The sequence below is a fragment of the Spirillospora sp. CA-142024 genome (assembly GCF_050942325.1).
GTDB lineage: Bacteria > Actinomycetota > Actinomycetes > Streptosporangiales > Streptosporangiaceae > Spirillospora.
This window is the reverse complement of sequence record NZ_CP192077.1, coordinates 4,219,585-4,244,236: the sequence shown is the minus strand read 5'-3', so window position 1 is coordinate 4,244,236 and position 24,652 is coordinate 4,219,585. Positions and strand designations below refer to the sequence as shown.

The 24,652-nt window shown below is 69.7% G+C and carries 28 protein-coding genes; 18 read left to right on the top strand and 10 right to left on the bottom strand.

Annotated elements, in window-relative coordinates:
• Positions 1-55: 55 nt before the first annotated feature.
• Positions 56-292 (bottom strand): nitroreductase/quinone reductase family protein, encoded by a 237-nt coding sequence (locus ACQPZP_RS20460; protein ID WP_433479190.1) that lies wholly within the window; start codon positions 290-292, stop codon positions 56-58.
• Positions 289-867 carry a dihydrofolate reductase family protein gene (locus tag ACQPZP_RS20455; RefSeq protein WP_433479189.1) on the bottom strand — a complete coding sequence of 193 codons (579 nt, stop codon included), beginning with the start codon at positions 865-867 and terminating at the stop codon, positions 289-291. Before ACQPZP_RS20455 ends, ACQPZP_RS20460 begins: the two co-directional genes overlap by 4 nt.
• A gap of 122 nt (positions 868-989) precedes the next feature.
• Between ACQPZP_RS20455 and ACQPZP_RS20450 the strand changes: the two genes are divergently transcribed.
• The 3 genes from ACQPZP_RS20450 to ACQPZP_RS20440 all read left to right on the top strand — a co-directional run bounded on the left by ACQPZP_RS20450 (position 990) and on the right by ACQPZP_RS20440 (position 2,642).
• Positions 990-1,613 carry a hypothetical protein gene (locus tag ACQPZP_RS20450; RefSeq protein ID WP_433479188.1) on the top strand — a complete coding sequence of 208 codons (624 nt, stop codon included), beginning with the start codon at positions 990-992 and terminating at the stop codon, positions 1,611-1,613.
• A gap of 187 nt (positions 1,614-1,800) precedes the next feature.
• Positions 1,801-2,172: a hypothetical protein gene (locus tag ACQPZP_RS20445; protein WP_433479187.1), complete on the top strand. Its 372-nt coding sequence runs from the start codon at positions 1,801-1,803 to the stop codon at positions 2,170-2,172.
• A gap of 92 nt (positions 2,173-2,264) precedes the next feature.
• The gene (locus tag ACQPZP_RS20440) at positions 2,265-2,642 is read left to right on the top strand and encodes a peptidase inhibitor family I36 protein (protein WP_433479186.1); all 378 of its coding nucleotides are present in this window, start codon (positions 2,265-2,267) and stop codon (positions 2,640-2,642) included.
• Between the two features lie 62 nt (positions 2,643-2,704).
• On the opposite strand, the gene ACQPZP_RS20435 is transcribed toward ACQPZP_RS20440, so the two are convergent.
• The 3 genes from ACQPZP_RS20435 to ACQPZP_RS20425 form a co-directional block, all read right to left on the bottom strand.
• Complete coding sequence (locus ACQPZP_RS20435; protein WP_433479185.1) at positions 2,705-3,052, bottom strand: hypothetical protein; 348 nt, start codon at positions 3,050-3,052, stop codon at positions 2,705-2,707.
• 855 nt (positions 3,053-3,907) lie between these two features.
• Positions 3,908-4,729 (bottom strand): transporter substrate-binding domain-containing protein, encoded by an 822-nt coding sequence (locus ACQPZP_RS20430; protein ID WP_433479184.1) that lies wholly within the window; start codon positions 4,727-4,729, stop codon positions 3,908-3,910.
• 517 nt (positions 4,730-5,246) lie between these two features.
• Positions 5,247-5,465, bottom strand: a complete 219-nt coding sequence (locus ACQPZP_RS20425) for a hypothetical protein (protein WP_433479183.1) — start codon at positions 5,463-5,465, stop codon at positions 5,247-5,249.
• 93 nt (positions 5,466-5,558) lie between these two features.
• Between ACQPZP_RS20425 and ACQPZP_RS20420 the strand changes: the two genes are divergently transcribed.
• Positions 5,559-5,891, top strand: coding sequence for a DUF4314 domain-containing protein (locus ACQPZP_RS20420; protein ID WP_433479647.1), 333 nt, complete (start codon positions 5,559-5,561; stop codon positions 5,889-5,891).
• Between the two features lie 147 nt (positions 5,892-6,038).
• Here the strand turns inward: ACQPZP_RS20420 and ACQPZP_RS20415 are convergent, their stop codons facing one another.
• On the bottom strand, positions 6,039-6,647 hold the full coding sequence (locus ACQPZP_RS20415) for an HD domain-containing protein (protein ID WP_433479182.1): 609 nt from the start codon (positions 6,645-6,647) through the stop codon (positions 6,039-6,041).
• Between the two features lie 147 nt (positions 6,648-6,794).
• On the opposite strand from ACQPZP_RS20415, the gene ACQPZP_RS20410 reads away from it, so the two are divergent.
• The 6 genes from ACQPZP_RS20410 (at position 6,795) to ACQPZP_RS20385 (ending at position 10,554) form a co-directional block, all read left to right on the top strand.
• Positions 6,795-7,010 carry a hypothetical protein gene (locus ACQPZP_RS20410; protein WP_433479181.1) on the top strand — a complete coding sequence of 72 codons (216 nt, stop codon included), beginning with the start codon at positions 6,795-6,797 and terminating at the stop codon, positions 7,008-7,010.
• 225 nt (positions 7,011-7,235) lie between these two features.
• Positions 7,236-7,340, top strand: coding sequence for a putative leader peptide (locus tag ACQPZP_RS20405; protein ID WP_433479180.1), 105 nt, complete (start codon positions 7,236-7,238; stop codon positions 7,338-7,340).
• 36 nt (positions 7,341-7,376) lie between these two features.
• Positions 7,377-8,417: an ABC transporter substrate-binding protein gene (locus ACQPZP_RS20400; RefSeq protein ID WP_433479179.1), complete on the top strand. Its 1,041-nt coding sequence runs from the start codon at positions 7,377-7,379 to the stop codon at positions 8,415-8,417.
• Between the two features lie 2 nt (positions 8,418-8,419).
• On the top strand, positions 8,420-9,244 hold the full coding sequence (locus ACQPZP_RS20395) for an ABC transporter ATP-binding protein (RefSeq protein WP_433479178.1): 825 nt from the start codon (positions 8,420-8,422) through the stop codon (positions 9,242-9,244).
• Positions 9,237-10,088: an ABC transporter permease gene (locus ACQPZP_RS20390; protein ID WP_433479177.1), complete on the top strand. Its 852-nt coding sequence runs from the start codon at positions 9,237-9,239 to the stop codon at positions 10,086-10,088. Before ACQPZP_RS20395 ends, ACQPZP_RS20390 begins: the two co-directional genes overlap by 8 nt.
• A gap of 16 nt (positions 10,089-10,104) precedes the next feature.
• A complete protein-coding gene (locus ACQPZP_RS20385) occupies positions 10,105-10,554 on the top strand; it encodes an LLM class flavin-dependent oxidoreductase (protein WP_433479176.1) in 450 nt (149 codons plus the stop codon).
• Positions 10,555-10,685: 131 nt separating this feature from the next.
• On the opposite strand, the gene ACQPZP_RS20380 is transcribed toward ACQPZP_RS20385, so the two are convergent.
• A complete protein-coding gene (locus tag ACQPZP_RS20380) occupies positions 10,686-11,915 on the bottom strand; it encodes an acyl-CoA dehydrogenase family protein (RefSeq protein WP_433479175.1) in 1,230 nt (409 codons plus the stop codon).
• Between the two features lie 101 nt (positions 11,916-12,016).
• Positions 12,017-13,453 carry a helix-turn-helix domain-containing protein gene (locus ACQPZP_RS20375; RefSeq protein WP_433479174.1) on the bottom strand — a complete coding sequence of 479 codons (1,437 nt, stop codon included), beginning with the start codon at positions 13,451-13,453 and terminating at the stop codon, positions 12,017-12,019.
• A 150-nt stretch (positions 13,454-13,603) separates the two neighbouring features.
• Here ACQPZP_RS20375 and aceA point away from each other — a divergent pair, with 150 nt between their 5' ends.
• From aceA to ACQPZP_RS20350, 5 genes are all read left to right on the top strand, one after another.
• Positions 13,604-14,887 (top strand): isocitrate lyase, encoded by a 1,284-nt coding sequence (aceA, locus tag ACQPZP_RS20370; RefSeq protein ID WP_433479173.1) that lies wholly within the window; start codon positions 13,604-13,606, stop codon positions 14,885-14,887.
• 236 nt (positions 14,888-15,123) lie between these two features.
• Positions 15,124-16,641: a M1 family metallopeptidase gene (locus ACQPZP_RS20365; protein ID WP_433479172.1), complete on the top strand. Its 1,518-nt coding sequence runs from the start codon at positions 15,124-15,126 to the stop codon at positions 16,639-16,641.
• Positions 16,642-16,741: 100 nt separating this feature from the next.
• On the top strand, positions 16,742-17,530 hold the full coding sequence (locus tag ACQPZP_RS20360; protein WP_433479171.1) for an ABC transporter permease: 789 nt from the start codon (positions 16,742-16,744) through the stop codon (positions 17,528-17,530).
• 25 nt (positions 17,531-17,555) lie between these two features.
• A complete protein-coding gene (locus ACQPZP_RS20355) occupies positions 17,556-18,341 on the top strand; it encodes an ABC transporter permease (RefSeq protein ID WP_433479646.1) in 786 nt (261 codons plus the stop codon).
• Between the two features lie 11 nt (positions 18,342-18,352).
• Complete coding sequence (locus ACQPZP_RS20350) at positions 18,353-19,333, top strand: ABC transporter ATP-binding protein (protein WP_433479645.1); 981 nt, start codon at positions 18,353-18,355, stop codon at positions 19,331-19,333.
• Here ACQPZP_RS20350 and ACQPZP_RS20345 read toward each other — a convergent pair.
• Together ACQPZP_RS20345 and ACQPZP_RS20340 are read right to left on the bottom strand one after the other, a co-directional pair.
• A complete protein-coding gene (locus tag ACQPZP_RS20345) occupies positions 19,282-19,947 on the bottom strand; it encodes a response regulator (protein ID WP_433479170.1) in 666 nt (221 codons plus the stop codon). The two genes, ACQPZP_RS20350 and ACQPZP_RS20345, sit on opposite strands and share 52 nt — an antisense overlap.
• A 13-nt stretch (positions 19,948-19,960) precedes the next feature.
• Positions 19,961-21,589 carry a sensor histidine kinase gene (locus tag ACQPZP_RS20340; protein WP_433479169.1) on the bottom strand — a complete coding sequence of 543 codons (1,629 nt, stop codon included), beginning with the start codon at positions 21,587-21,589 and terminating at the stop codon, positions 19,961-19,963.
• A 158-nt stretch (positions 21,590-21,747) separates the two neighbouring features.
• Between ACQPZP_RS20340 and ACQPZP_RS20335 the strand changes: the two genes are divergently transcribed.
• The 3 genes from ACQPZP_RS20335 to ACQPZP_RS20325 all read left to right on the top strand — a co-directional run bounded on the left by ACQPZP_RS20335 (position 21,748) and on the right by ACQPZP_RS20325 (position 24,647).
• Entirely contained in the window at positions 21,748-22,596 is an 849-nt protein-coding gene (locus tag ACQPZP_RS20335) for an ABC transporter ATP-binding protein (protein WP_433479168.1), read from the top strand.
• Positions 22,586-23,518, top strand: coding sequence for an ABC transporter permease (locus ACQPZP_RS20330; RefSeq protein WP_433479167.1), 933 nt, complete (start codon positions 22,586-22,588; stop codon positions 23,516-23,518). Before ACQPZP_RS20335 ends, ACQPZP_RS20330 begins: the two co-directional genes overlap by 11 nt.
• 73 nt (positions 23,519-23,591) lie before the next feature.
• On the top strand, positions 23,592-24,647 hold the full coding sequence (locus ACQPZP_RS20325; RefSeq protein WP_433479166.1) for an ABC transporter substrate-binding protein: 1,056 nt from the start codon (positions 23,592-23,594) through the stop codon (positions 24,645-24,647).
• Positions 24,648-24,652 lie beyond the last annotated feature (5 nt).

Genomic DNA, 24,652 nt, shown 5'->3' with positions numbered 1-24,652 from the left:
ACGGGTTACCGTGATCTTCCCGCGCAAGACGTGGCCGTTCGGAGCTGAGCGACCACTACGAGCACACCTGATGCATGAGCACCGACTGCATAAGCTCTGACCTGCGTGGACGATATTCGGCGCCCCCACCGCCGTCCGGCCGGCGCGAGCAGGCCAGTGGCGTGACCCGCTCGATCCCCGACCGGGCCCCGACGTGGTGCAGGAGGAGCATCGGCGTGCCCGACAGCGAGCCGCCGGCGTGTCCCCCGTTCGCCCGGAACTCCTCGATGACCCTGGTGTTGAGGTCGTTCACCTGGCCGAACCGTAGACGAGGCTCACCAGGCCGCCCGGCAGTTGCTCGACCTTCAGCAGTTCCAGTCCGTGCCGCTGCTGCGTCCCCGAGAACAGGGCCTTTCCCTTCCCGGCGATGAGCGGGTAGACGATGAGGCGGAGTTCGTCCACCAGCCCGGCGTCGATCAGGCCGGCGGTGATCTGAGCGCCGCCCATCAGGTAGATGTCCTTGCCGGGCTGTTCCTTGAGCGCGGCGATCTCGTCGAGGCCGCGCAGAAACGAGGTGTTCGGCCACTGCGCCGACTCCATGGTGCCCGACAGCACATAGTGCGGGGTCCGCGCGGCGAAGCGCGCCCACTCCAGCTCACCCGGCGTGGGCGGCCGGCCGGTGATCCAGTGGTCCCCCTCTGGCTCGTTCTGGATCGCGGTCCAGTACGACTCATAGCCCGCGTACATCCCCGCGCCGAGCAGGCACGCGTCCACCTGGGCGGTCAGGTCGTAGTCGTCGGACCACGCCGCCACCCAGTCCGCATAGCCCTCCGGGCCTTCCGCCATGCCGTCGACGGAGATCTTCATCGCTGCGATGAGCTTGCGCATGTCACGCCTCCTGGCGTTCGTTGGTAGGTCACCCCACCGACGAACGGCCGCCGGAGAAATCGACAGCCCACCGGACAGACTTCGGCGGACACTGAGCTCGGCTCGCCGCGGACGTGGGCGTCGTGGCAGTGACCGCGGCGCACGACTTCTACCTGTTCTTTGTTGACGTCACGCAGGCGACTGTGGTCCGCCTGGAGCAGTTGCCCCGGCAACTCGACGCCGAGTGGACGCGCGCGGCTGCGTACGAGCGGCGACTGGCCGACGTGCGAGACCTGACGCCCCAGGACCGTGGCACACAGTTCGAGCGGCTCTGGCGGGACCTGCTCTCCTTCCACGGATGGCATCCGAAGAAGATCCGGATCCGCGACGAGGACAACGGCTTCACGGCGTTGTACAACGGCCTCCACATACTCGGCGAGACCCGCTGGTTCGCCACACCGATGAAGGGCGGCAAGATGCGCGAGTTCCTTGCCAAACTCGACACTCGCCCCCAGACCGTCGGCCTGTTCGTGTTGCACTCTGGCTATGACGACGGCGCGCTGAGCCTGCGACTTCGACGGCCATCGCCTGATGCGAGTGCTCGTCCACCCCGCACGGTCATTCCTTGCAACGTCGTACCGGAGCAGCATCGGAGCTGCTGCGGCGACGCCACAAAGGAGACACCACAATGCAGGGATCGGGTGAGACCCGACCGCAGACCAAGGGTCTGCCGACGACGTCGGACTTGGCGGCCGAGGAACGCGTGAAGGCCAAGGCGTTCGAGGCGGCCGTCGAGGCCGGCGAGGCCGAACCTGAAGAGCCGGTGCCCCCGACCTACTGGGGCCCCACCACCTGACCACAGCTGACCAGGCTGTCGTCATACAAGGGGCGCCGCCTCGCGCGGCGCCCCACCTCTTGCCTCCGGGGTTCAGGGAACGCAGGATCGCGCCGCTGGTGTCCTCGTGCCGCGTCTGGACCTTTTCATCGGTCACTGTCGGGCTCCTTGGGAGCCTCGGTGAGGTGATAGGCGACGAACTGGTCATCCCTCTCGGCGCGCTGCCCGTCCTCGACCCCGGCGGCGAGACCTTGGTGAACGCTTCGCGGGCGACGAACACCTGGTTGCGGAGGTCGGTGTTCTCTCGGACGGCTTGGAGCAGCTTGATGATGTTCCGGAGGCCGCTGGGTTTTGGTGCTGGGCTTATGCGCGCGCTGGAACTCCTACCTGGGGTGAAGCCGAGGAGAAGCAGTCGTGAAAACACCCAAGTGTTGACTCCTGATCGGCGGTTCGGGCTCAAACCCAAGAAGCTCGAACCCGTGTCCACATGACCTACGAGATCCGATGGACATGTGCGGTGGCTCGCGTTCATTCGGACATCACGGGGGACCGGCGGTGGCCGGTCTACGGCAGAGAGGGAGCAATGAAAGGTCTCAAGAGCAGGATTCTCGTCCTCGCCGCAGGTGCTGCGGTGGTCTGCGCGTCGAGCGCCATCACCGCGTCGACCGCGCACGCCGCAACCGGATGGGATCGATGCCCCAGCGGCTACTTCTGCATCTTCGACGGCCATGACGGAACCGGAAAAATGGCCTACTTCCAGTGGGGATCGCCCAACCTGGCAGGCCAAGGGATGGACAACATGACCAGCTCCTATTGGAACCGGACCAGCCGGTGGTGGACAGCCTGGGACGCATACAACTACGCCGGGCACTTCGTGTTCACCTCGCAAGCCGGCGGCAGGTCGAACATCCCCGTTGACTGGTTCGCCAACAACCGGGCGAGTTCCTTGAAGGCCACGTGAACAAGGCCGGATAACCCCGAGCAAGGGTCCGTACATCAGGTCGAGGAGCGAGACGAGGAGTTTCACCGTGTCTCCTCCTCGTCAGGTTGCCGCGCCCGCTCCCGGACGACGCGCGCCTGCTCGTCCGTGGTGCGGGCGCGCAGGGCCCTGGCGGCCGGCGTGCCGAGGGAGGACGCCTCGACCAGGTCAGCGATCGTGGCCTCGTCCGGACGGTCGAGCGCGGCGTGGAGTGGGGCGTCATCGAGCGCGCCGAGGGCCTGGCGGGCAAGCGCGTCCGGGTACGGGTCGACGTCGGCGGCGCACCTGTCGCGCGGCTGGAGATGCCAGACCGGCTGTTCGGCGTTGCGTGGCCGCGCGGGGAGATCGCGGTCAGCCTCGCCCTGTCCGGGGCGGACGTCGTCGCCGCACATCGCGCGCTGCGCCCCGCCGACAGAACACCCTCCTGCGCGCCATGCTGGTGGTCCCCAGCGCCGGTGCCGGCCGTGCAGCCGTGGCAGCGCTGCGGGATGCCCAGGCCGCCGCCTCCTCTGTGACCTCGATGGCGACGTCCACCGCCGCTGCTGCAGCCAACTCGGCGCTGCCGACGGTGACTGCGGCCGCGCGGCCGTCACCTCCTGCTACTACGCCGGGCACGGGCTCGTCGGCGGGAAGCGCCATGAGCTGTACCTCGCGCTTCCCGACAGCGAGTGGGAATCGCCCGAGTTCAGCGCCCTCGAATACGAGAAACTTCGAAGTGCGATCCTCGACAGCCCGGCGTCAAGCAAGGTCGTTATCCTCGACTGCTGCTTCTCCGGTCGGGTGCTAGGAGAGCTGATGTCGGATCCGGTCACGTCGGCGCTCGGGCAGATCAGCGACCCCACAAAAGCCGGGGTACATCATTCAGTGACTCGGCCATCGCGTTGTCATACGAATCGGCGACCGAGCCGGCCGAGGCGGTCACGCCCAGGTCGGACAGCCGGGTGGTGTAGCGGAAACTGACGTAAGCAGGCTGCTCCCGCTCTCTCGGGCCGCCACTGGCAACCGCGAGTAGCCCCGTGGCCAGCGGCGCGCTGCTTCTGCCGCGACTGTCCCCCTGCAAGCGCGGATCTGCTTGGCATTCGCTGCAAGCCACGACGCCCCAAATAGCGGCTGCCGCCCGAACAAGATCATGCATGACCGCGGTCCCGCGAGACGGACGGCATCGACGCCTCGGCCACGCGATCGGCTTCACCGGGCGCGGAAAACCCCTGCTCATCGAGCAGGGGTTTGCGTTTGCCGCAACGCGCTTAGCTCTGCCAGGGCGCCGCGAAGCCCTTGTAGGTGCCATCGTGGGTGGCCAGGTTGACCCACTGGTCGATGTACTCCTGGAACTCCTCGTCGCCTCGCGGGAGCAGATACGCCTTCTCAGCGAAGGTGAACGGCTTGTCCGGATTGATCGCACAGAGTTCAGGGTGGAGCTTGGCCTGGTACTTGGTCTCGCTCTCGTCCGTGATCATCACGTCGGCGCGACCGGCCACGATCTCGTCGAAGATGGTGTTGTTGTCGGGATGGGTGATGAGGGTGGCCTTGTGAATGTTCGCCTTGGCGAACTTCTCGTTGGTCCCGCCGGGATTGACGATGACCCGCACCCCGGCCTGGTCGATCTTGACCAGGGAGTCGTACTTGTCCTTGTCTGCGCAGCGGGCAATCGGCGCCTTGCCGTCGACCACGTAGGGCTCGCTGAAGTACGCCTTCTGTGCCCTGGCCAGGGTCACGGAGATGCCGCCCATGCCGATATCACACTTGCCTGCAGTGAAGTCGTCCATGAGCTTGGTCCAGGTGGTCGTCACGAAGTCGGCCTTCACACCAAGACTGGCGGCCAGGTGCTTGGCCATGTCGATGTCGATGCCGGTGTAAGCGCCGGTCTTGGGGTCCCGGTAGGTGAACGGACGGTAGTCACCGGTGGTGCACACCCGGAGCACTCCTCGCCGCGGCACCTTGTCCAGCAGGGTGGCCTGGCTGTGCCCGCCGGGAGCGGCTTTCGCGGGGGCGGTCGGAGCGGGGGCGGCCGTGGCGAAGACGGTGGCAAAGGTGAGGGCCAGGGCTGCTACGGCAGTTCTGCGGCGCATGGTTCTCCTCCTGTTTCGTAGCAGGGGCGAAGACAGGCGTCGATGGAGGAACATCCCCATGCCGCCTGCCGCGGTGGGGAGACGATGGCCCGGGATCGTACCAGCGGAAATGTTGAAAATGGGAGGCAGAACGAGCCTGCAGGCTGCACCACGGGGCCGTTCGTCCCGTGCCGGTGCGATGCCCGAGGCGGACTGTGGACGTTCTGCGCGCCATGCCCATCCTGACCGGCAGACTGTCGCGAGAACCATGATCACCATGCCCATCCCGCTCCCAGAAGGAGCCGTGCACCGCGCAGGTGACGCAACGCCGCCACCAGTTCACCGGTCAGGCGGCCGTGCTCTGCCTGCGAGTGGGGCAGATCATCGAATCGCCGTGCGTACGTAGCGGGTTCTCTTTCCGTTCCTTCAATCGCCTTGCTCAAGCGCAGCAAGTCGGCCGGCCATGTGGGGGCGGAGCGAACGGCCCAACTGCCAAGGCCGGCCTGGTCGAACCTCTTGAGGGCACGAGTCCTCGACTTCACTCGCCGTCGGCGAGCTCCGCCGGATCCTGCGCGAGGGCGGCGGTGTTGAGCGCCCGGGCATCACCGATCTTGCGGAGCGCGGCCTGGGCGTCGCCCTGCGACGGGTAGGCCGATGCTCGCGACGTGGCCTGCTGCGCCCGCAGGTGGGCGACCTCGGTGCGTACCGCCGGATCGGGGATCTGCCCCGCCACCCCGTCCCTCGGCGCCACGTTCACGTGCGGCGCTGATCACCATGATCTCCATGTTCCAGCCGCCCAGCCGCCCAGCCGCCGGACCCGTTCACCGATCCGCATCCCCCGACTACGACGATCAGCGGCAGGAGGCTCCGATGCCCTACCAACCCCGCGGCACGAGCCCTGGAAGGTCACAAGCCGACTCCGCAACGCTGCGCGGCCGCCGGATCCGGCTCCTGTTCACCTCCGACCCCCACGCCCGCCTTCAGCCCCGGCACCCCGGGCACCCTCACCGGCGGTGACCGCCAAGGCACCTTTCTGATCAACTGGGACAACGGCAGCCGCCTGGGCCTGCTCCCGACCAGGACCAGTTCGAGATCCTCAATCAGGCACCACCGGACGCATGTGCCACGGGCTGACCTACAGCCACCCCTGCGCGACCAGCGACGCGAAGGAGCCATGGATTGAGCCATGACGACGCCAGCAGCGATCGGCTACCACCCCGGCGCGGTGGGGTCGATGCGATATCCGGGGCGCGGCGCGGGCCAGGGGGCGGCGCCGCCTTTGTGGCGGTTCAACCCCTCACTGCTCGACCCTCAATGCATGGGAGGTCCGTCAAGCGTCGAGCGGGTTACGGGCGATGCGGTCGGCGACTCCGCCGGCCACGGACAGCGCGGCGGAACTGCCCGGCTTGTGCGCGGCCTGCTCGCGGAAGCAGGCCGTGAACTCCTTGACCAGGTCCAGGCGCGGGTAGCGCTGCAGCACCTCGCCGCGCAGCCCGGCCGGGATCCCGTCGAGGCCGCGGCCGGAGATGTCGATGCCGGTGGCCAGTTCCAGCAGATGTCCCTCGGGATCCTGCTCGATCGGCACCTCCGGCCACATGTGCCGGACGATGATCTCCGAAGCCCGTACCCGCCGCTCCCGGGGCCAGCCCGCGCCGGCACCGAAGACCCAGGCCACGTGGCCGCCCGCCTCCTCGAACGGCACCGTGCGGCTGTCGAACTCCGCCACCAGGCCGATGTCGTGCAACACGGCCGACACATAGAGCAACTCGGCGTCGAACACAATGCCGTTGCGCCGCGCGTGGGCCGCCGCCCAGAGGTAGGAGCGGACGGAATGGTTGAGCAGGGAGGGCGTCTCGTACATCGTGGCCACTTCGAGAGCGCCGCGGCAGGCCGGGCTGTCGGGGATCAAAAGATCGTCGAATCCAACAGATGCCACCATGCTTCCCCATTCTCCGACAACCGAGTCATCGTCAAGACCTGTGAATGGGGTGGGGAGCCAGCCGGCGCTGCCCTCCAAAGTGATCGCTGCGGCCAGGAAGCGGCCATCGCCGACGGCGCGAACGTCAACGCACTCGATGACCGCGGCATGTCCCCGCTGCACCATGCGGTCGCGCGGCGCCGCCCGGACGTTGTGGCGGCATTGCTCGCCGCCGGGGCCGACTCGGCCCTGCAGGCCGCGGGCGGCAACGCCCCGCACTTCGCCGCCTTCGGCCCCGGCCGGACCGTCGAGCCCATCGCCGACCACATCGAACACGACGACCACCGGCGGATCCTCCGCATGCTGGTCGAAGCAGGAGCGTGAACGCACCCAACCGGCGCGCCACGCGCCGTCTCCGGCAGGTCGTGGTCACGTCCGGAACGATCCCATGCCTCGTTTGGTCGGGAGTGACGTAGTCGTGCGGCATCGCCGACCATGTTCGCTCGGCGTCCCCGGTACGGGACGGCGCCCAGCCACACAGCGCGGCACAAGGATTTCGACCACTTTAGTAGGAAATCTTCCCTACTAATCCTATTGACTTGATAGGGAATGCTGCGCCATGCTCGCCGCGTGAGCTGCCGCGAAACCCTCATCGCGCGCCTGCACGTCGACCTCCGGCGGCAGGCCAGCGCCCTGTGTCGGCCCGGGACCTGATTCAACGTCCACGTACGTCCATCCCCGGAGAGCGCAGTGAGCAGCATCATCACGCCTACGACCAGACGCCAGTTCCTCTCGTTCCTTGCGGTGTCGGCGACGGCCGCCACCGCCGCGGCCGCCTGCGGCAGCGCCGCGGGAAGCTCTGCCGCCAAGAAGACCACGACCCTCCGCTACCAGGGCTCGGTCGGCCAGGTCACGCCGGCCGAACTGGCCCAGGACCTCGGATATCTCGGCGGCGTCAAGCTGAAGTGGGTCGGCAACACCATCAGTGGCCCGCAGGACGTCCAGTCGGCCGCCACCGGCCAGACCGACTTCGGCGGGGCGTTCAACGGCGCCGTCATCAAACTGCAGGCGGCCGGTGCGCCGATCACCTCGGTCATCGGTTACTACGGCGTCGACAGGGACCAGTACGGCGGCTTCTACGTGCCCGACGACAGCCCGGTCAAGGCCGCACGGGACCTGACCGGCAAGAAGGTCGGGATGAACACGCTGGGCGCCCACTACGAGGCCGTCCTGGACATCTACCTGCAGCGCAACGGGTTCTCCGCGGCCGACATCAAGAAGGTCGAGCCGCTGGTGGTGCCGCCGATCAACACCGAGCAGTCGCTGCGGCAAAAGCAGATCGACGTCGGCGTGCTCAGCGGGATCTTCCGGGACAAGGCGCTCGCCACCGGCGGGCTCCGCAAGCTGTTCAGCGACTACGACCTGCTCGGCGCCTTCACCGGCGGCACCTACGTGTTCCGCGACGACTTCCTCAAGCGCAACCCCGAGACCGTGCGGGCCTTCACCTCCGGGGTCGCCAAGGCGATCGAGTGGGCCCGGACCACGCCGCGCGACCAGGTCATCGACCGCTTCACCAAGATCGTCCAGACTCGCGGGCGCAACGAGAACGCCGACTCGCTGAAGTACTGGAAGTCCTACGGCGTCGCCGGCAAGGGCGGGGTCATCGCCGACAAGGAGTTCACCACCTGGATCACCTGGCTGGAGCAGCAGGGCCAGATCGCCAAGGGCAAGGTCAAGGTCGGCGACCTCTACACCAACAAGTTCAATCCCTACGCGGGCGGAGGGAGCTGACGGTGACCACGAAGATCCAGATCTCGGGGGTCGGCAAGACCTTCCCGATCCGGGGCGGCGGCGTGTTCACCGCGCTCCAGGACACCGGCCTCGACATCGCAGAGGGCGAGTTCCTCGTGGTGGTCGGGCCGAGCGGCTGCGGCAAGTCGACGCTGCTGGACCTGCTCGGCGGGCTGACCAAGCCGACCACCGGCCGCATCCTGCTCGACGGCGCCGAGGTGACCGGCCCGGCGCTCGACCGGGGCATCGTCTTCCAGCAGTACGCGCTGTTCCCCTGGCGAACCGCGTTGCGCAACGTCGAGTTCGGCCTGGAGGCCAAGGGGCTGCGACGGCGAGAACGCTCCCAGGTCGCCCGACACTACCTGGACCTGGTCGGGCTGGCCGGCTTCGAGGACCGCTACCCCCATGAGCTGTCCGGTGGCATGAAGCAGCGGGTCGCGATCGCCCGCAGCCTCGCCTACGACCCGGACGTCCTGCTGATGGACGAGCCGTTCGCCGCGCTGGACGCCCAGACCCGCGAGCTGCTGCAGGACGAGCTGCTGAGCATCTGGGAACGGACCGGCAAGACCGTCGTCTTCGTCACCCACGGCATCGACGAGGCCGTCTACCTGGGGCAGCGCGTCGCGGTGCTGACCTCGCGCCCGGGCCGCGTGAAGCAGGTCGTCGACATCGACCTCGGCTCCCGGCACGAGAGCGCGGACCTGCGGTCGAGCCCGGCGTTCGCGGCGCACCGGCACCGCGTCTGGTCGCTGCTGCACGACGAAGTCCAGGCCGCCCAGCGGCTGAACGTTCCCCGGACGCGGAAGGAGGCGATCCCCCTTGGCTAGCACGCTGCAAGCCCCCACTGCCGCCAAGCCGACCGCGACGTCCTCACCTCGCTCGCCACGGCGGCTGCTCCGCCGTGCCGCCGGGACGGCGACCGCCGCCGGCCGCCGGACGATCGCGATCATCCTGTTCCTGGCCGCCTGGGAGCTGGCTCCCCGCGCGGGGCTGGTCGACCGCACGTTCCTGCCACCGGTGTCGCAGATCGTCCCGGCGCTGTGGGAACTTGCCCGCGACGGGCAGCTGTGGACCAACACCGAGGCCAGCCTGACCCGTTCACTGACCGGTTTCGCGCTGGCGATCGCGATCGCCGTGCCCCTCGGACTGCTCATCGGCTGGTACAAACCGGTCTCCGAGCTCCTGGGCCCGCTGCTGGAGCTGTTCCGCAACACCGCCGCCATCGCGCTGCTGCCGGTCTTCATCCTGATCCTCGGCATCGGCGAGACCTCGAAGGTGTCGATCGTGCTGTACGCGTGCACGTGGCCGATCCTGCTCAACACCATCAGCGCGGTACGCACCGTCGACCCGACCCTGGTCAAGTCCGCCAGATCGCTCGGGCTGCCCGCGCCCCGGATCTTCCAGAAGGTCGTCCTGCCCGCCGCGGTGCCGGCGATCTTCACCGGAATCCGCCTCGCCGGCGCGACCTCGATCCTGATCATGGTCGTGGCCGAAATGGTCGGCGCCAAGGAGGGCCTCGGCTACCTGATCAACGCGTCCCAGCAGAACTTCGCGATCAACGACATGTACGCGGGCATCATCGCGATCTCGGTCATCGGGCTGGTGTTCAACTACCTGCTGGTCCTGATCGAACGCAGGCTCACCCGATGGCAGACCCCGCTCCAGCGGTGACGGCAGGAGAAGACCGATGACCGACGATCAACGCCTTCTTCACCTCAACGCATTCCTCATGGCCCCCGGCCACCACGACGCGGCCTGGCGGCATCCCGCCAGCCGTCCAGAGCGCGCCACCGACGTCACCTACTTCCAGGAACTGGCCAGGACGGCCGAACGCGGCAGGCTCGACTCGATCTTCTTCGCCGACGGGCTCGCGGTGTGGCACCGCATCGGCAGCAACGTGTCGGGCGGACTGGAGCCGCTGACCCTGCTGTCGGCCATCGCGGTCGCGACCCGGCACATCGGCCTGATCTCCACCGCGTCCACCACCTTCAACGAGCCCTTCACGCTGGCGCGCCTGATCGAGGTGGCCAAGAAGCTGTGGGACAGCTGGGACGACGACGCCGTCCTGCTGGACACCGCCACGGGCCGGTACGCCGACACCGCCAAGGATCTCTTCGTCGCGCCAGAGGCGGAGTAGCCGTACATCGTTTGCCAGGGCGGGTAACCGCCCGGTCTGTCACCAGTGCGGGACACCGACCGCCCGGCGGCACAGCCGATACCGTGGCGGCTTCACAAGCTGACCGTTGATACCGCTGACCTGCGGAGACGCTAGCGGACGGGGAGGCCGGTGATGGTGCGGCCGATGACGAGGCGCTGGATTTCCGAGGTGCCCTCGAAGATGGTGAAGATCTTGGAGTCGCGGTGCATGCGCTCGACCGGGTACTCGCGGGTGTAGCCGTTGCCGCCGAGGATCTGGATGGCCTCCTCGGTGACGTGCACCGCCATCTCGCTCGCCATCAGCTTGGCCATCGAGCCCTCGGCGTTCGCGAAGTCCTTGCCGGTGCGCGCCATCCACGCGGCCCGCCACACCATGAGCCGGGCGGCGTCCAGGCGGGTCTTCATGTCGGCCAGCTTGAAGGCGATGGCCTGGAAGTCGCCGATCTTCTTGCCGAACTGCTCGCGCTCCCGCGCGTACTGCAGGGCGTAGTCGTAGGCGGCGCGGCCGACGCCGAGCGCCATCGCGCCGACGGACGGGCGGGTGGTCTCGAACGTCTTCATCGCGGCCTGGCCCTTGGCGCTCCTGCCCTCGCGGGACCGCGCGATGCGCTCGTCGAACTTCTCCTTGCCGCCGACGATCAGGTGGGACGGGACGCGCACGTCGTCCAGGATCACCTCGGCGGTGTGGGAGGCGCGGATGCCGTGCTTCTTGAACTTCTGGCCCTGCCTCAGCCCGGGGGTGTTCGGCGGGATGATGAAGCTGGCCTGGCCGCGGCTGCCCAGTTCGGGGTGCACCGAGGCCACGACGACGTGGACGTCGGCGATGCCGCCGTTGGTCGCCCAGGTCTTGGTGCCGTTCAGCACCCACTCGTCCTTGGCCTCGTCGAAGACGGCGCGGGTGCGGATCGAGCCCACGTCGCTGCCGGCGTCGGGCTCGGAGGCGCAGAACGCGCCGAGCTTGATGTCGTCGGCGGTGCCGAACATCTGCGGTACCCACTCGCTGACCTGGTCCGGAGTGCCCACGGCGGCGACGGACGCGGCGGCGAGGCCGGTGCCGACGATGGACAGCGCGATGCCCGCGTCGCCCCAGAACAGCTCCTCGAACGCGACCGGGATGCCGAGGCCGGTCGGCTCCAGCCACTGGGTGGCGAAGAAGTCGAGGGAGTAGATGCCGACCTTGGACGCCTCCTGGATCAGCGGCCAGGGGGTCTCCTCGCGCTCGTCCCACTCCTCGGCCGCGGGACGGATGACGTCCTTGGCGAACTCGTGGACCCAGTCCCTGACCTCGCGAACGTCCTCGCTGGGCTCAAGGGAGAACGGCGTCTGCTCGGCGGTCGTCATGATTAATTGACCCTCTCTCCAATAAACAGCTGTTACCAACGGTAGCACCAAGGTGGGTTACCACGGGTAACACCGTGGCCGGAGTCACAGCGGGAGAGGTGTCACCCGGCGGCGTGCCGGTCCAGGAACTCGTAGACGTCCGCCTCGTCCACGCCGGGGAACGCCCCGGGCGGCAGCACCGACAGGACGTGCGAGTGCGCGCGCGCCGACGGCCAGGCCATACCCTCCCACCGGTCGGACAGCGCCTTCGGCGGCCGCTGGCAGCAGTCGCCGTCCGGGCAGGCCGACTTGACCCGCCGGGTCGTCTCCCGGCCGCGGAACCAGCGGGAGTCCTCGAACCGGACGCCCAGCGTGATCGCGAAGTCGCGCTCGTGGCTGGGGTCGATGTGCGACAGGCACCAGTAGGTCCCGTTGGGGGTGTCGGTGTACTGGTAGTAGACCGAGAAGCGGTCCGCGGCGCCGAACACGTGCCGCCCGGCCCATTCCCGGCACATCCGCTGCCCCTCGATCGCGCCGTCCTCGTCCTGCGGGAAGGCCAGGCCGTCGTTGGCGTACGCCTTGTAGATCGTGCCGTTCTCGTCGTTCTTGGTGAAGTGCAGCTCAAGGTCGAGGTGATGGGTCGCGACGTTGGTGAAGCGGTGCGCGGCCATCTCGTAGGAGACGGAGAAGACGTCCGCGAGGTCCTCCACCGACAGTTCCCGCGCGGCCTTGGCCTCCTGGAGGAAGGGGACGACGGTTCGCTCGGGCATCAGGATCGCGGCGCCGAAGTAGTTGGCCTCGACGCGCTGGCGCAGGAAGTCGGCGAAGTCGCGGGGCTGGTCGTGGTCGAGCGCGATGTGCCCGAGGGTCTGCAGCAGGATCGTCCGCGGCGTGTGCATGCCGAGTTGCTCGCGCTCCAGGTAGATCCGCCGGTTGCGCAGGTCGGTGATGGACCGGACGGAACGCGGCAGGTCCTGGACGTACTGGAGGCTGAAGCCGAAGTGGCCGACCAGCGTCATCAGCAGCCCCTGCGACACCGCGCCGCGCCGGTATCCGACGGCGTCGAGGGTCTGGGACGCGACCTGCTCGATCTCGGCGAAGTGGTTGCCGCGTTCGTGCATCTGGCGGCGCAGCTCGGCGTTGGCCTTGCGCGCCTCCTCCGGGCTCGCGGTGGGCTTGGTGCGGCTGCGCTTCAGCTCGCCGTACAGGGCGAGGATGTGCTCGATGACCTCGTTCGGCATCCGCTTGCCGACCTTGAGGTGCGAGAGGCCGAGCGTCCGGTAGAGCGGGTCGCGCTGCGCCTCCTCCAGCTCGATCTCCAGCTGGGCGCGCCGGCTGGGCGGCTGGCGGCGCAGCAGCTCCTCCACCGGGCACTCCAGCGCGGCGGCGAGGGCCTGCAGCAGCGACAGCTTGGGCTCGCGCCGGCCGTTCTCCAGCAGCGACAGCTGGGACGGGGCGCGCCCGACGCGCTCGCCGAGGTCCGACAGCGTCATGCCGCGGGCGCGCCGCAGATGGCGGAGCCGCTGCCCGAACGTCACGAGATCTACATCACTCGTCAAGTTGAGGGGTTCTTCTGGCCGCAAGGTCGTCACCGCTTCATCGTAGCGGAAATTTCGCAGTTCTTTCGTTACTCGCCAGTTCATATTGGGGTTGCGACCCGGGCATAGTCGAGCACAAGCACCCAGGGGACGACACGGAAGGGCAAGACGATGAGCGACAGTCGCCTCAAGGGCGCAGCCGAGGAGCTGCAGCAAAAGTGGGAGACCGACCCGCGGTGGAAGGGCGTCGAGCGGACCTACACGGCCGAGGACGTCATCCGGATCCGCGGTTCGGTCCAGGAGGAGCACACCCTCGCGCGCCTAGGCGCCGAGCGGCTCTGGACGCTCCTGCACGAGGAGGACTACGTCCACTCCCTCGGCGCGCTGACCGGGCTGCAGGCCGTCCAGCAGGTCAAGGCCGGCCTCAAGGCCATCTACCTGTCCGGCTGGCAGGTCGCGGCGGACGCCAACCTGGCCGGCCAGACCTACCCGGACCAGAGCATCTACCCGGCGAACTCGGTCCCGGCCGTCGTGCGCCGGATCAACAACGCGCTGCTGCGCGCCGACCAGGTCCAGTGGGCCGAGGGCCAGGGCGACACGCACTTCCTCGCCCCGATCGTGGCCGACGCCGAGGCCGGGTTCGGCGGCGTGCTGAACGCCTTCGAGCTGATGAAGGGCATGATCGCCGCGGGCGCCGCAGGCGTGCACTGGGAGGACCAGCTGGCCTCCGAGAAGAAGTGCGGCCACCTCGGCGGCAAGGTCCTCATCCCGACCTCGCAGCACATCAAGACCCTCAACACCGCGCGCCTCGCCGCGGACATCTCGAACGTGCCGTCACTGATCATCGCGCGGACCGACGCAGAGGCCGCGACCCTGATCACGACGGACGTGGACGAGCGCGACCGCGAGTTCACCACCGGCGAGCGCACCGCGGAGGGCTTCTACCGGGTCCGCAACGGCATCGAGCCCTGCATCGCCCGCGCCAAGGCGTACGCGCCGCACTCGGACCTCATCTGGATGGAGACCGGCACGCCGGACCTGGAGCAGGCCCGCAAGTTCGCCGAGGCGGTCAAGGCGGAGTACCCGGACCAGATGCTGGCCTACAACTGCTCGCCGTCCTTCAACTGGAAGGCGCACCTGGACGACGCGACCATCGCCAAGTTCCAGCGCGAGCTCGGCCACATGGGGTTCAAGTTCCAGTTCATCACGCTGGCCGGCTTCCACGCGCTCAACTACGGCATGTTCGACCTGGCGCACGGCTACGCCCGCGAGGGCATGACGGCCTACGTCGACCTGCAGGAGCGCGAGTTCGCGGCGGCCGAGAAGGGCTTCACCGCGGTGAAGCACCAGCGCGAGGCCGGCACCGGCTACTTCGACATGGTCAGCACCGCGATCAGCCCGGACTCGTCCACCACGGCGCTGAAGGGTTCCACGGAAGAGGGCCAGTTCCACTGACCCTCGGCGGCCGGTTCCGCCGGCCCGTCCCTCCGGCCTGATCCCCAGGACCCCGAAAGGCCCCCGCGTCCCTACACCCGCGGGGGCCTTCCGGTATGCCAGGGCCCCCTCCCGGGCCCCTCCCAGGCTCCTCCCACGCCCCATCCGCCCCGGCCACATGCGGCGATGGATCTCGACAACTCCCAATAAAAGGAGCATCGTGGGCGCGCTAGATGATCACTCGGAAAGGATCTCTGATGGCGCGTCACCCCCGGTCCATCCGGTCCCGGGCGATCCCCGGCCGGATGCTCCCGCTCGCCGTCGCCGCCGTGAGCGTCGTCGCGCTCGCGCCCGCCGCCTCCGCGGACGGGCACGGCCGGCAGGGGCGCTTCACCCCCGGCGCCCCCGGTGTCGGCGACTCCTACTTCCCGCTGGAGGGCAACGGCGGCTACGACGTACGCCACTACTCGCTGGATCTGAGCTACGACCCCGACTACGACCAGCTCGACGGCACCGTGACCGTCACCGCGCGGGCCACCCAGAACCTGTCGCGGTTCGACCTGGACCTGTCCGGCATGGACGTCGACAAGGTCTGGGTCGACCGGCACCAGGCCCGCTACACCCGGCGCGGCCAGGAACTGGTCATCACGCCGCGCGAGGGCCTGCGGAAGGGACGGACCTTCACCGCGGTGATCAGGTACGGCGGAGTCCCGCAGACCATCGTGGGCTCGCCGATCGTGTTCGGCTCCCCGTACGGGTTCCTGCACACGCCCGACGGCGCGTTCGTCGGCGGCGAGCCGAACGGCGCCAGCACGTGGTTCCCGGTCAACGACCACCCGAGCGACAAGGCCACCTACGACTACACCCTCACGGTGCCGAAGGGCCTGACGGCCGTCGCCAACGGGCGCCCCACGGGGCACCGTTCCGACGTCGCCTCTTTCAGCCGCCGCAGCGCGAAGACCCGCGCCGAGGTCTTCAAGTGGCGCGAGGACAGCCCGATGGCGAGCTACCTCACCACGATCGACATCGGCAAGTGGGACGTGAAGCAGGGCCGCACACCCGGCGGCGTCCCCAACTACACGGCCGTCGACCCGGTACTCCTCGCGAACCAGCCGGACGCGGTGAGCTTCTTCTACGACACCACCAGCGAGGTCACCGACCTGTGGTCGAAGACCTTCGGCAAGTACGCGTTCAGCAGCACCGGCGCGATCGCCGACGACGCCCGCTTCAACGGCCAGCCGCTCGGGTTCTCCCTGGAGACGCAGAGCAAGCCGGTCTACTCCGCGGTCCGCAGCACCGGGACGATCGCCCACGAACTGGCGCACCAGTGGTTCGGCGACGCGGTGTCCCCGGAACGCTGGAAGGACGTCTGGCTGAACGAGAGCTTCGCCACCTGGGCCGCGTGGTACTACACGGAACTGCACGGCGGCCGCAGCGTTCACGACGCGGCCCGCGCCACGTACGCCGCCCGTCCGTTCCCCGACCGTGAGGGCAACCCGTACTGGTCGGTGCTGACCGCCGACCCGCAGCGCGACACCATGTTCAACGACCGCGTCTACAGCGGCGGCGGCATGATGCTGCAGTTCCTCCGGGAGAAGATCGGCGACGAGAAGTTCCTGACCCTTCTCCGGACGTGGTACGCGCGGCACAAGTACGGCAACGGCAACACCGCGCAGTTCACGTCCCTGGCGCAGCAGATCTCCGGGCAGGATCTGAGCGGGTTCTTCAAGGACTGGCTCTACTCCCCCATCAAGCCCGAAATTCCGCAGGGCTGACCCATCTCGGAAGCGGGGCTCTGGGCGCGTCGCGCCTGAGCCCCGCTTCTGTGCGAAATTACGTGGTCGCCCTTGCGCTGTCTGTCTAGGCTCCTGGCAAGTGGGCGTTCTTCCGTGGGTGTGGTGGTACGGCCTCCGCCGCCACACCGCGTACCCCTTCGGCTCCCTGACCGAGTCGCTGACCAACACGGCGTTCGGCTTCATGCGCGCCTACGTCCTGCTGGCGCTGTGGGAGGTCCGTCCGTCGCTCGGCGGTTACAAGGCCGCCGACGCCGCCACGTTCTGCTTCGTCACCCAGGCCCTGATCGGGCCGGTCCAGATCTTCGGCGGGATGGACCTCACCGAGCGCATCCGCAACGGCGACATCGCGATCGACATGCACCGGCCGGTGGGCCTCCAGGGCTGGTGGCTCGCCGACGACCTGGGCCGCGCCGCCGGTTCGCTGCTGCTGCGCGCCGGTCCCCCACTGCTGGCCGGGGCCCTGGTGTTCCCGTTCCGGTGGCCGGGCCCGCAGGCCCTCGCGGCGTTCGCGGTGGCGCTGGTCCTGGCGGCCGTCGTCGGCTTCGCACTGCGGTACCTGGCGGCGATGGGGATGTTCTGGCTGCACGACGACCGCGGCCTGAACGCGGTCACGTTCGTCATGTCGGTGTTCTTCTCCGGGATGATCCTGCCGCTGGTCGTGTTCCCCGGGTGGCTCGGCGAGGCGGCGCGGGCGCTGCCGTGGTCGGCGCAGATCCAGGTGCCGGCGGACGTGTTCCTCGGCCGCTACACCGGCGCCGCGCTGCCGGGGGCGCTGGCGTTCCAGGCGGCCTGGGCGGTGGCCCTGCTCGGCGCCGGAGCCCTGGTCACACGGGCGGCCCGGCGGAGGCTGGTGATCCACGGTGGCTGACCCCGTGCCGGCGGGACCGGCGCGCATGTACAGGCTGCTCGCCTGGACGTGGATCCGGGCGGCGGCGCAGTACCCGGTGTCGATGGTGCTGCTGGCCCTCGTCACGGCGGTCGTCTCCACCCTGGACGCGGCCGCGATCCTGGTGCTGTTCTCGCGGGCGCCGCGCATCGCCGGGTTCGGCGCATCCGAGGTGCTCTTCCTCTACGGCACGTCGGCGCTGTCGTTCGCGTTCTCAGACATCGTCCTCGGGACGACCGAGCGGCTCGGGTACCACGTGCGGGAAGGGTCGCTCGACGCGATGCTGGTCCGCCCGGTGAGCCCGCTGGTGCAGATCGCAACGGAGGGCTTCACTCCCCGGCGCATCGGCAAGCTGGTCCCGGCGGTGATGGTGCTCGTCTACGCGCTGGACCGGCTGGACGTCTCCTGGACGCCCGGCCGGGTGGCGATGGTCCCGGTCATGGTGCTGTCCGGGACGGCGATCTTCGGCGGGCTGTGGGTGCTGACCGGCGCGGTGCAGTTCGTGCTGGTCGACAGCCACGGGGCGAGCAAGTCGCTGACCTACGGGGGCGCGTTCCTCACCCAGTACCCGATGACCATGTTCGCCCGCGACTTCGTCCGCGGGGTGACGTTCGTCGTCCCGCTGGCGTTCGTCAACTGGCAGCCCGCGCTGTACGTCCTGGACCGCCCCGACCCGCTCGGGCTGCCGGGCGCGGTCCGGTTCGCGTCCCCCGCGGTCGCCGCCGTGCTGGGCGCGGTCGCGGCGCTGGCATGGCGGGCGGGGCTGCGGCACTACCGATCGACGGGGAGCTGATGCCGATGGCGATGATCGAGGCCGAGGACGTCGTCAAGTCGTTCACCGTCCGGACGCGCGCGGGCCTGCTGCGGCGGACGCGGACGTCCCTGCACGCCGTGGACGGCGTGTCGTTCACCGTCGAGCCGGGCGAGTTCGTCGGGTACCTCGGCCCGAACGGCGCCGGGAAGTCCACGACGATCAAGATGCTGACCGGGATCCTCACCGCGTCGTCCGGCACCCTGCGCGTGTGCGGGCTCGACCCGTCGCGGCGGCGCACGACGCTCGCCCGCCGCATCGGGGTCGTCTTCGGGCAGCGCACGACGCTGTGGTGGGACCTTCCGCTGCGCGACAGCCTCGCCCTCGTCCGCCGGCTCTACCGGGTCGAGGCCGCGGCGCACCGGGCGCGGCTCGCCGAGCTGACCGCGCTGCTGGAGCTGGAGCCGTTCCTCGGCACCCCGGTCCGGCAGCTCAGCCTCGGCCAGCGGATGCGCGGCGACCTGGCCGCCGCGCTCCTGCACGACCCGGAGCTGCTCGTCCTGGACGAGCCGACGATCGGCCTGGACGTGGTGAGCAAGGCGACCGTCCGCGACTTCCTGGAACGCGTCAACGCCGAACGCGGCACCACGATCCTGCTGACCACGCACGACCTCGGCGACATCGAACGGCTCTGCCGCCGCGTCATGATCATCGACCATGGCCGGCTCGCCTACGACGGCGGCCTGGACGAGCTGCGCCGCACCGTGGACACCGACCGGCTCCTGGTCGTGGAGCTGGCCCGGCCGGGCCCTCCGATCACGCTGGATGGGATCGTGGCCGAGCGGGTGGAGGGGCCACGGCAGTGGCTCCGGCTGCCGCGCTCGGCGAACGCGGCTGCGGTCGTGGCCGAGCTGGCGCGCGACCATGAGGTCCGCGACATCTCCCTGCGGGAGGCCGGCATCGAGGAGGTCCTGGCGGGCCTCTACCGCGGCGACCACGCGTACTGGTGCTCGGGACGCCCTGTGGCGCCGTAGCGGAGCGTCACCACGACCCGCCCGGCCTGGGCGAGGGCGGCGAGGTAGCGCTGGGCCGTGGCGCGGGAGATGCCGACCTGGTCGGCGACCTCGGCGGCGGACCGCGGCTCCTCCGCCCCCCGCAGCGCGTCGGCGATCAGCCGCGTCGTCACCGGCGACTGGCCCTTCGGCGCGGGCGGCTGGCCGTGCAGCGGCGCGTACAGGGCGCGGACCGCGCCGTCCAGGGCCGCCTGGGACAGGTCGTTCTCGCCGGACAGCGCCTCGCGGTACCGGGCGTAGGCCGTGAGCCGCGCGTTCAGCGCGGCGGCGGTGAACGGCTTGACCAGGTAGTGCAGGGCGCCGTGCCGGAACGCCTCCCGGACGACGGCGGGGTCGGCCGCCGCGGTCGCCATGATGACGTCCGCGTCCAGCTCGGGCAGCAGGGTCAGGCCCGAGGCGTCCGGCAGGTAGACATCCAGCAGGACGAGCGCGGGCGCCAGCTCGGCGGCCTTGGACCTCGCCTGCGCCGCGGTGTGCGCGAGCCCGGCGACGGAGAACCCGCGCAGCGCCGCCACGAACCCGGCGTGCACCTGCGCGACACGGAAGTCGTCGTCCACCACCAGCACGTCGATCATGGCCTCGCCTCGTTCATCGCAGGGCCTCCGCGCCGAGCACCCCGGGGAGCCGGGCGACCGCGACGGCGCCGCTGCCGGCCGGCCCGTCCGAACCGGCCTCCACGAACCGCACGTCGCCCTCGCGGGCGCGGGCGGTGCGGCGCGCCAGCCCGAGCCCGAGCCCGCGCGACCGGCCCGCCGCGATGTCCCGGGTCGAGACGCCGTCGTCGAACACGGCGTCTCGGAGCCCGTCCGGCAGCCCGTCCCCGGAGTCGGTGACGGTGACGTGCAGGTCGCGGCCGTCGCCGAGCAGTTCGACCTCGACGCGGGCTGGCCGCCGCCGCCCGAGCCGTGCCGCCTCGACCGCGTTGTCGACGAGGTTGCCGACCACCGTCGTCACGTCCAGGGGGTCGGCGACGCGGCCGGGGACGAAGCTGCCCGCGCCGATGTCGAGCCGGACGCCCTTCTCCGCGGCGACGGCGGCCTTGGCCGACAGGAACGCCCGCAGGTAGGGGTCCGACACCGGGTCGGGCAGGTTGTCGGGGGCGGGCGCGCGGCGGGCGGCGTCCTCCATCAGCGTCCCGATGTAGTCGGCGGCCTCCTCGCTGTGGCCCAGCTGGAGCAGGCCGGAGAGGGTGTGCAGCCGGTTGGCGTACTCGTGCCGCTGCGCGCGGAGCGCGTCGAAGAGGGTGCTGACCGAGTCCAGCTCCCGGGCGAGGGTCTCCAGGTCCGTGCGGTCGCGCATCGTGATCACGGCGCCGAGGTCGCGGCGGTGCCGGCGGACCTCGCGCCGGTTGACGACGAGCACCCGCTCCCCCGCGGTGACGAACAGGTTCGCGGCCTCCCGCTCCCCCGTCAGGACGTCCCGCAGCGTCCCCTCGGGGGCGAGGTCCCCGGCGGGCGTGCCCGGTTCGGGTGTGACGCCGAGCAGCCGGGACGCCTCGTCGTTGCAGACCGCGACCCGGCCGGCGGCGTCCACCGCGACGACCCCCTCGCCGACGCCGTGCAGCACCGCCTCCCGCTCATGGACCAGCTCCACCAGCTCGTAGGGTTCGAAGCCGAGCGTCTGCCGTTTCAGCCTCCGCCCGATCGCTGCGGACGCGAACACCCCGAGCAGCACGGCGCCGGCCACGAAGAGCGACATCTCGCGCAGCAGCTGGCCGAGTTCCTGGTCGATCGCGCGGGCGTCGAACCCGACGCTGACCTCGCCGAGGATGCGCCCGTCCCGCCCGTACAGCGGGACCTTGCCGCGCGCGGACAGGCCGAGGGTGCCGCGCTCGACACGGACGACCTCCCGCCCGGCGAGCGCGTCGGAGGGGTCGGTGCTCACGTGCCTGCCGAGCTCCAGGGGATTCGGGTGGGAGAAGCGGATGCCGCGGTTGTCGGTCACGACGACGAAGAGCGCCCCCGTCCGGACGCGGACCCGCTCGGCGCGGTCCTGGACGATGTGGCCGGGATCGCCGCCGGCGACCGCGTCGGCGATCTCCGGGTCGACGGCGACGGTGCGCGCCACCGTGAGGGCCCGCTGGCCGTACTGGTCGCGGAGCCTGCCGTCGAGCATCCAGGCCACCAGACCGTATCCGAGGACCGCGACCACGACGACCACGCCCACCTGCAGGATCAGCACCTGGCGGGCGAAGGAGATGCGCGGCCGGACGGACATGTCGTGCACGGTAATCGATGCCGGGCCGCCCGCCCACCCGGGCCGCGAGCAGAACGCGCAAAACCCGGGCTAACGCGCGCAACGTGGGGTTTCGCGACTTGCGAGCACATCGCGGGCAAGGGTTCCGGTGACGCGCGCCACATTCGTACGGTTCCGGCGTGTCCAGAACAGCATCGCCCAAGCGAGACAGCACCGAGCGCACCCCCGGCGCGCCCGTGATCGAGCTGGAGAGCGCCACCAAGCGCTTCCGGTCGGCGGGCGGCGTCCACACGGCCGTCCGGGACCTGAACATGTCCGTGGGTCCCGGCGAGTTCGTCGCCGTGGTCGGCCCGACCGGCTGCGGCAAGTCGACCACCCTCTCCCTGGTCTCCGGCTTGGAGCCGGCGTCCGAGGGCCGTGTCCTCGTCCAGGGCCGGCCCGTCGACGGGATCCCCGACGGCGTCGGCTACATGTTCCAGAACGACGCCGTGCTGCCTTGGCGGTCCGTCCTGGACAACGTGGCGGCAGGCCCCCGCTACCAGGGCATGTCCAAGCGGGCGGCCCGCGACCGCGCCCGCGACTGGGTCGAGCGGGTCGGCCTCGCCGGCTTCGAGGGCTACTACCCCCACCAGCTGTCCGGCGGGATGCGCAAGCGCGTCGCGCTCGCGCAGACCCTCGTCAACGAGCCGTCCGTGCTGCTCATGGACGAGCCGTTCTCCGCCCTCGACGTCCAGACCCGCGGCCTCATGCAGGACGAGCTGCTGCGCCTCTGGTCGGGATCGGGCGCCGCCGTCGTGTTCGTCACCCACGACTTGGAGGAGGCGCTCGTCCTGTCCGACCGTGTCGTGGTCATGACCGCCGGCCCCGCGACGATCAAGGGCGTGTTCGACGTGCCGCTCGACCGGCCGCGGAACGCCGAGGAGGTCCGGCTCACCGGCGAGTTCCTCGACATCTACCGCGAGGTGTGGGACTCGCTCCGCGAAGAGGTTCAGATCACCCGCGAGAGAGGGGCCGGCCATGCCGCGTGACGCGGAGACGACCACGACCGAGGCCGTGGTGACCATCGACAAGGCCGCTTCGGCCCCCGGGACCACCGCGTCCGGCGGGGCGGGCGACCGCGGCGAGCTGGCGGCGATCGCGCGGGCGCGCACCGCCGGGCTGCGCCGCGCCCTCGGCATCAACGGCGTGCGGATCGCGCTCGTCCTGGTGTGGCTCGGGTCGTGGGAACTGGCCGCCCGGCACCTGATCGACCCGTTCTACTACTCGATGCCGTCCAAGATCTGGGAGCGGCTCGTCGGATGGTTCACCGAGGGCACCGCGCAGGGGTCGATCTGGGAGCAGATCTCGGTCACCCTGCAGGAGGCCGTCGCGGGCTTCGCGCTCGGCGCGGCCGGGGGCGTCGTCCTCGGCATCGTGCTCGGCCGCAGCCGTTTCCTGTCGGACGTGTGCGCGCCGTTCATCAAGGCCGTCAACGCGATTCCGCGGATCATCCTGGCCTCGCTGTTCATCATCTGGTTCGGCCTCGGCATGCAGTCCAAGATCGCGACGGCGTTCGTGCTGGTGTTCTTCGCGGTGTTCTTCAACGCGTTCCAGGGCGCCCGCGAGGTCGACCGGAACCTCGTGAACAACGCGCGGATCCTCGGCGCCGGCCGGTTCCAGGTGCTCTGGACGATCGTGGTGCCGAGCGCGACCTCCTGGATCCTCGCCTCACTGCACTCGGCGTTCGGGTTCGCCATCATCGGCGCGATCGTCGGCGAGTACACCGGCGCCGACAAGGGCCTCGGCCTGCTCATCAACCACTCGCAGGGCACCTTCGACTCGGCCGGCATCTACGCCGGGATGATCATCATCACGGTGCTGGCCCTGCTCGCCGAGTACCTGCTCACGCTGCTGGAGGGCCGGCTGCTGCGCTGGCGTCCCGCCGCGTCCGGTCACGACGTCCAGATCTGACCCCTCCCCCAAGACGTCCGGACCCGCCCCGGACCCTCCCACCCCGCATTCCGCACGACCAGGAGAAACCGTCATGCCCAGCAAATCCTTCCGAGTGGGCGCCGCGGCGCTCGCCGCGCTCACCGCCCTGTCCTCCCTGTCCGCCTGCCGCGACTCCCGTGCCGGATCCGGCGGGGACGGCGGCTCCGGCGGCACCGTCAAGATCATGGTCGGCGGGATCGACAAGGTCATCTACCTGCCCGCGAAGCTGACCGAGCAGCTCGGCTACTTCAAGGAGCAGGGGCTGAACGTCCAGCTGCTCACCGAGCCCGCCGGCGCGCAGGCCGAGAACGTCCTCATCTCCGGGGACGTCCAGGGCGTCGTCGGCTTCTACGACCACTCCATCCAGCTGCAGACCAAGGACAAGTGCGTGCAGAGCGTCGTGCAGATGGCGGACGTGCCCGGCGAGGCGGAGATGGTCTCGACGTCCAAGGCGGGCTCGCTGACGTCGCCGGCCGGGTTCAAGGGCAAGAAGCTCGGAGTCACCAGCCCGGGCTCGTCCACCGACTTCATCACCCGCGCGCTGGCCGTTCGCAACGGCGTGAAGACGTCCGACTACACGACCGTCAAGGCGGGCGCGGGCCAGACGTTCATCTCCACCATGGAGAACGGCGGCATCGACGCGGGCATGACGACCGACCCGACCATCGCCAAGCTGGTCAGCACCAACAAGGCCAAGGTCATGGTCGAGATGCGCACCGAGGAGGGCACCCGCAAGGCGCTCGGCGGGCTGTACCCGTCCACGTCCCTCTACATGGACTGCGCGTGGGTGAAGTCCAACGGCGAGACCGTGCAGAAGCTCGCCAACGCGTTCGTCAAGACGCTCGGCTGGATCAAGCAGCACAAGCCGGCGGAGATCGCGGCGAAGATGCCGAAGGACTACGCGGGCGGCGACCCGGCGCTGTACGAGAAGGCGGTCGGCGACTCGATCAGCATGTTCAACGGGGACGGCGTCATGAAGCCGGACGCCGCCGAGAACGTCCTGAAGGTGCTGGCGCAGTTCTCGCCCGAGGTCGCGGAGAAGAAGGACAAGATCGACCTGAGCAAGACCTACACCACGCAGTTCGTGACCAAGGCGAAGCAGGGATGACCGGA

Bases quoted from the DNA above. Each gene is read 5' to 3' on its own strand.
- aceA (WP_433479173.1), top strand. From the start codon at position 13,604: ATGAGCGACAGTCGCCTCAAGGGCGCAGCCGAGGAGCTGCAGCAAAAG.
- ACQPZP_RS20430 (WP_433479184.1), bottom strand. From the start codon at position 4,729: ATGCGCCGCAGAACTGCCGTAGCAGCCCTGGCCCTCACCTTTGCCACC.
- ACQPZP_RS20355 (WP_433479646.1), top strand. From the start codon at position 17,556: ATGTACAGGCTGCTCGCCTGGACGTGGATCCGGGCGGCGGCGCAGTAC.
- ACQPZP_RS20405 (WP_433479180.1), top strand. From the start codon at position 7,236: ATGCTGCGCCATGCTCGCCGCGTGAGCTGCCGCGAAACCCTCATCGCG.
- ACQPZP_RS20435 (WP_433479185.1), bottom strand. From the start codon at position 3,052: ATGTGCGGCGACGACGTCCGCCCCGGACAGGGCGAGGCTGACCGCGAT.
- ACQPZP_RS20415 (WP_433479182.1), bottom strand. From the start codon at position 6,647: ATGGTGGCATCTGTTGGATTCGACGATCTTTTGATCCCCGACAGCCCG.
- ACQPZP_RS20350 (WP_433479645.1), top strand. From the start codon at position 18,353: ATGATCGAGGCCGAGGACGTCGTCAAGTCGTTCACCGTCCGGACGCGC.
- ACQPZP_RS20410 (WP_433479181.1), top strand. From the start codon at position 6,795: ATGTCCCCGCTGCACCATGCGGTCGCGCGGCGCCGCCCGGACGTTGTG.
- ACQPZP_RS20340 (WP_433479169.1), bottom strand. From the start codon at position 21,589: ATGTCCGTCCGGCCGCGCATCTCCTTCGCCCGCCAGGTGCTGATCCTG.
- ACQPZP_RS20385 (WP_433479176.1), top strand. From the start codon at position 10,105: ATGACCGACGATCAACGCCTTCTTCACCTCAACGCATTCCTCATGGCC.
- ACQPZP_RS20365 (WP_433479172.1), top strand. From the start codon at position 15,124: ATGGCGCGTCACCCCCGGTCCATCCGGTCCCGGGCGATCCCCGGCCGG.
- ACQPZP_RS20345 (WP_433479170.1), bottom strand. From the start codon at position 19,947: ATGATCGACGTGCTGGTGGTGGACGACGACTTCCGTGTCGCGCAGGTG.
- ACQPZP_RS20380 (WP_433479175.1), bottom strand. From the start codon at position 11,915: ATGACGACCGCCGAGCAGACGCCGTTCTCCCTTGAGCCCAGCGAGGAC.
- ACQPZP_RS20455 (WP_433479189.1), bottom strand. From the start codon at position 867: ATGCGCAAGCTCATCGCAGCGATGAAGATCTCCGTCGACGGCATGGCG.
- ACQPZP_RS20325 (WP_433479166.1), top strand. From the start codon at position 23,592: ATGCCCAGCAAATCCTTCCGAGTGGGCGCCGCGGCGCTCGCCGCGCTC.
- ACQPZP_RS20330 (WP_433479167.1), top strand. From the start codon at position 22,586: ATGCCGCGTGACGCGGAGACGACCACGACCGAGGCCGTGGTGACCATC.
- ACQPZP_RS20440 (WP_433479186.1), top strand. From the start codon at position 2,265: ATGAAAGGTCTCAAGAGCAGGATTCTCGTCCTCGCCGCAGGTGCTGCG.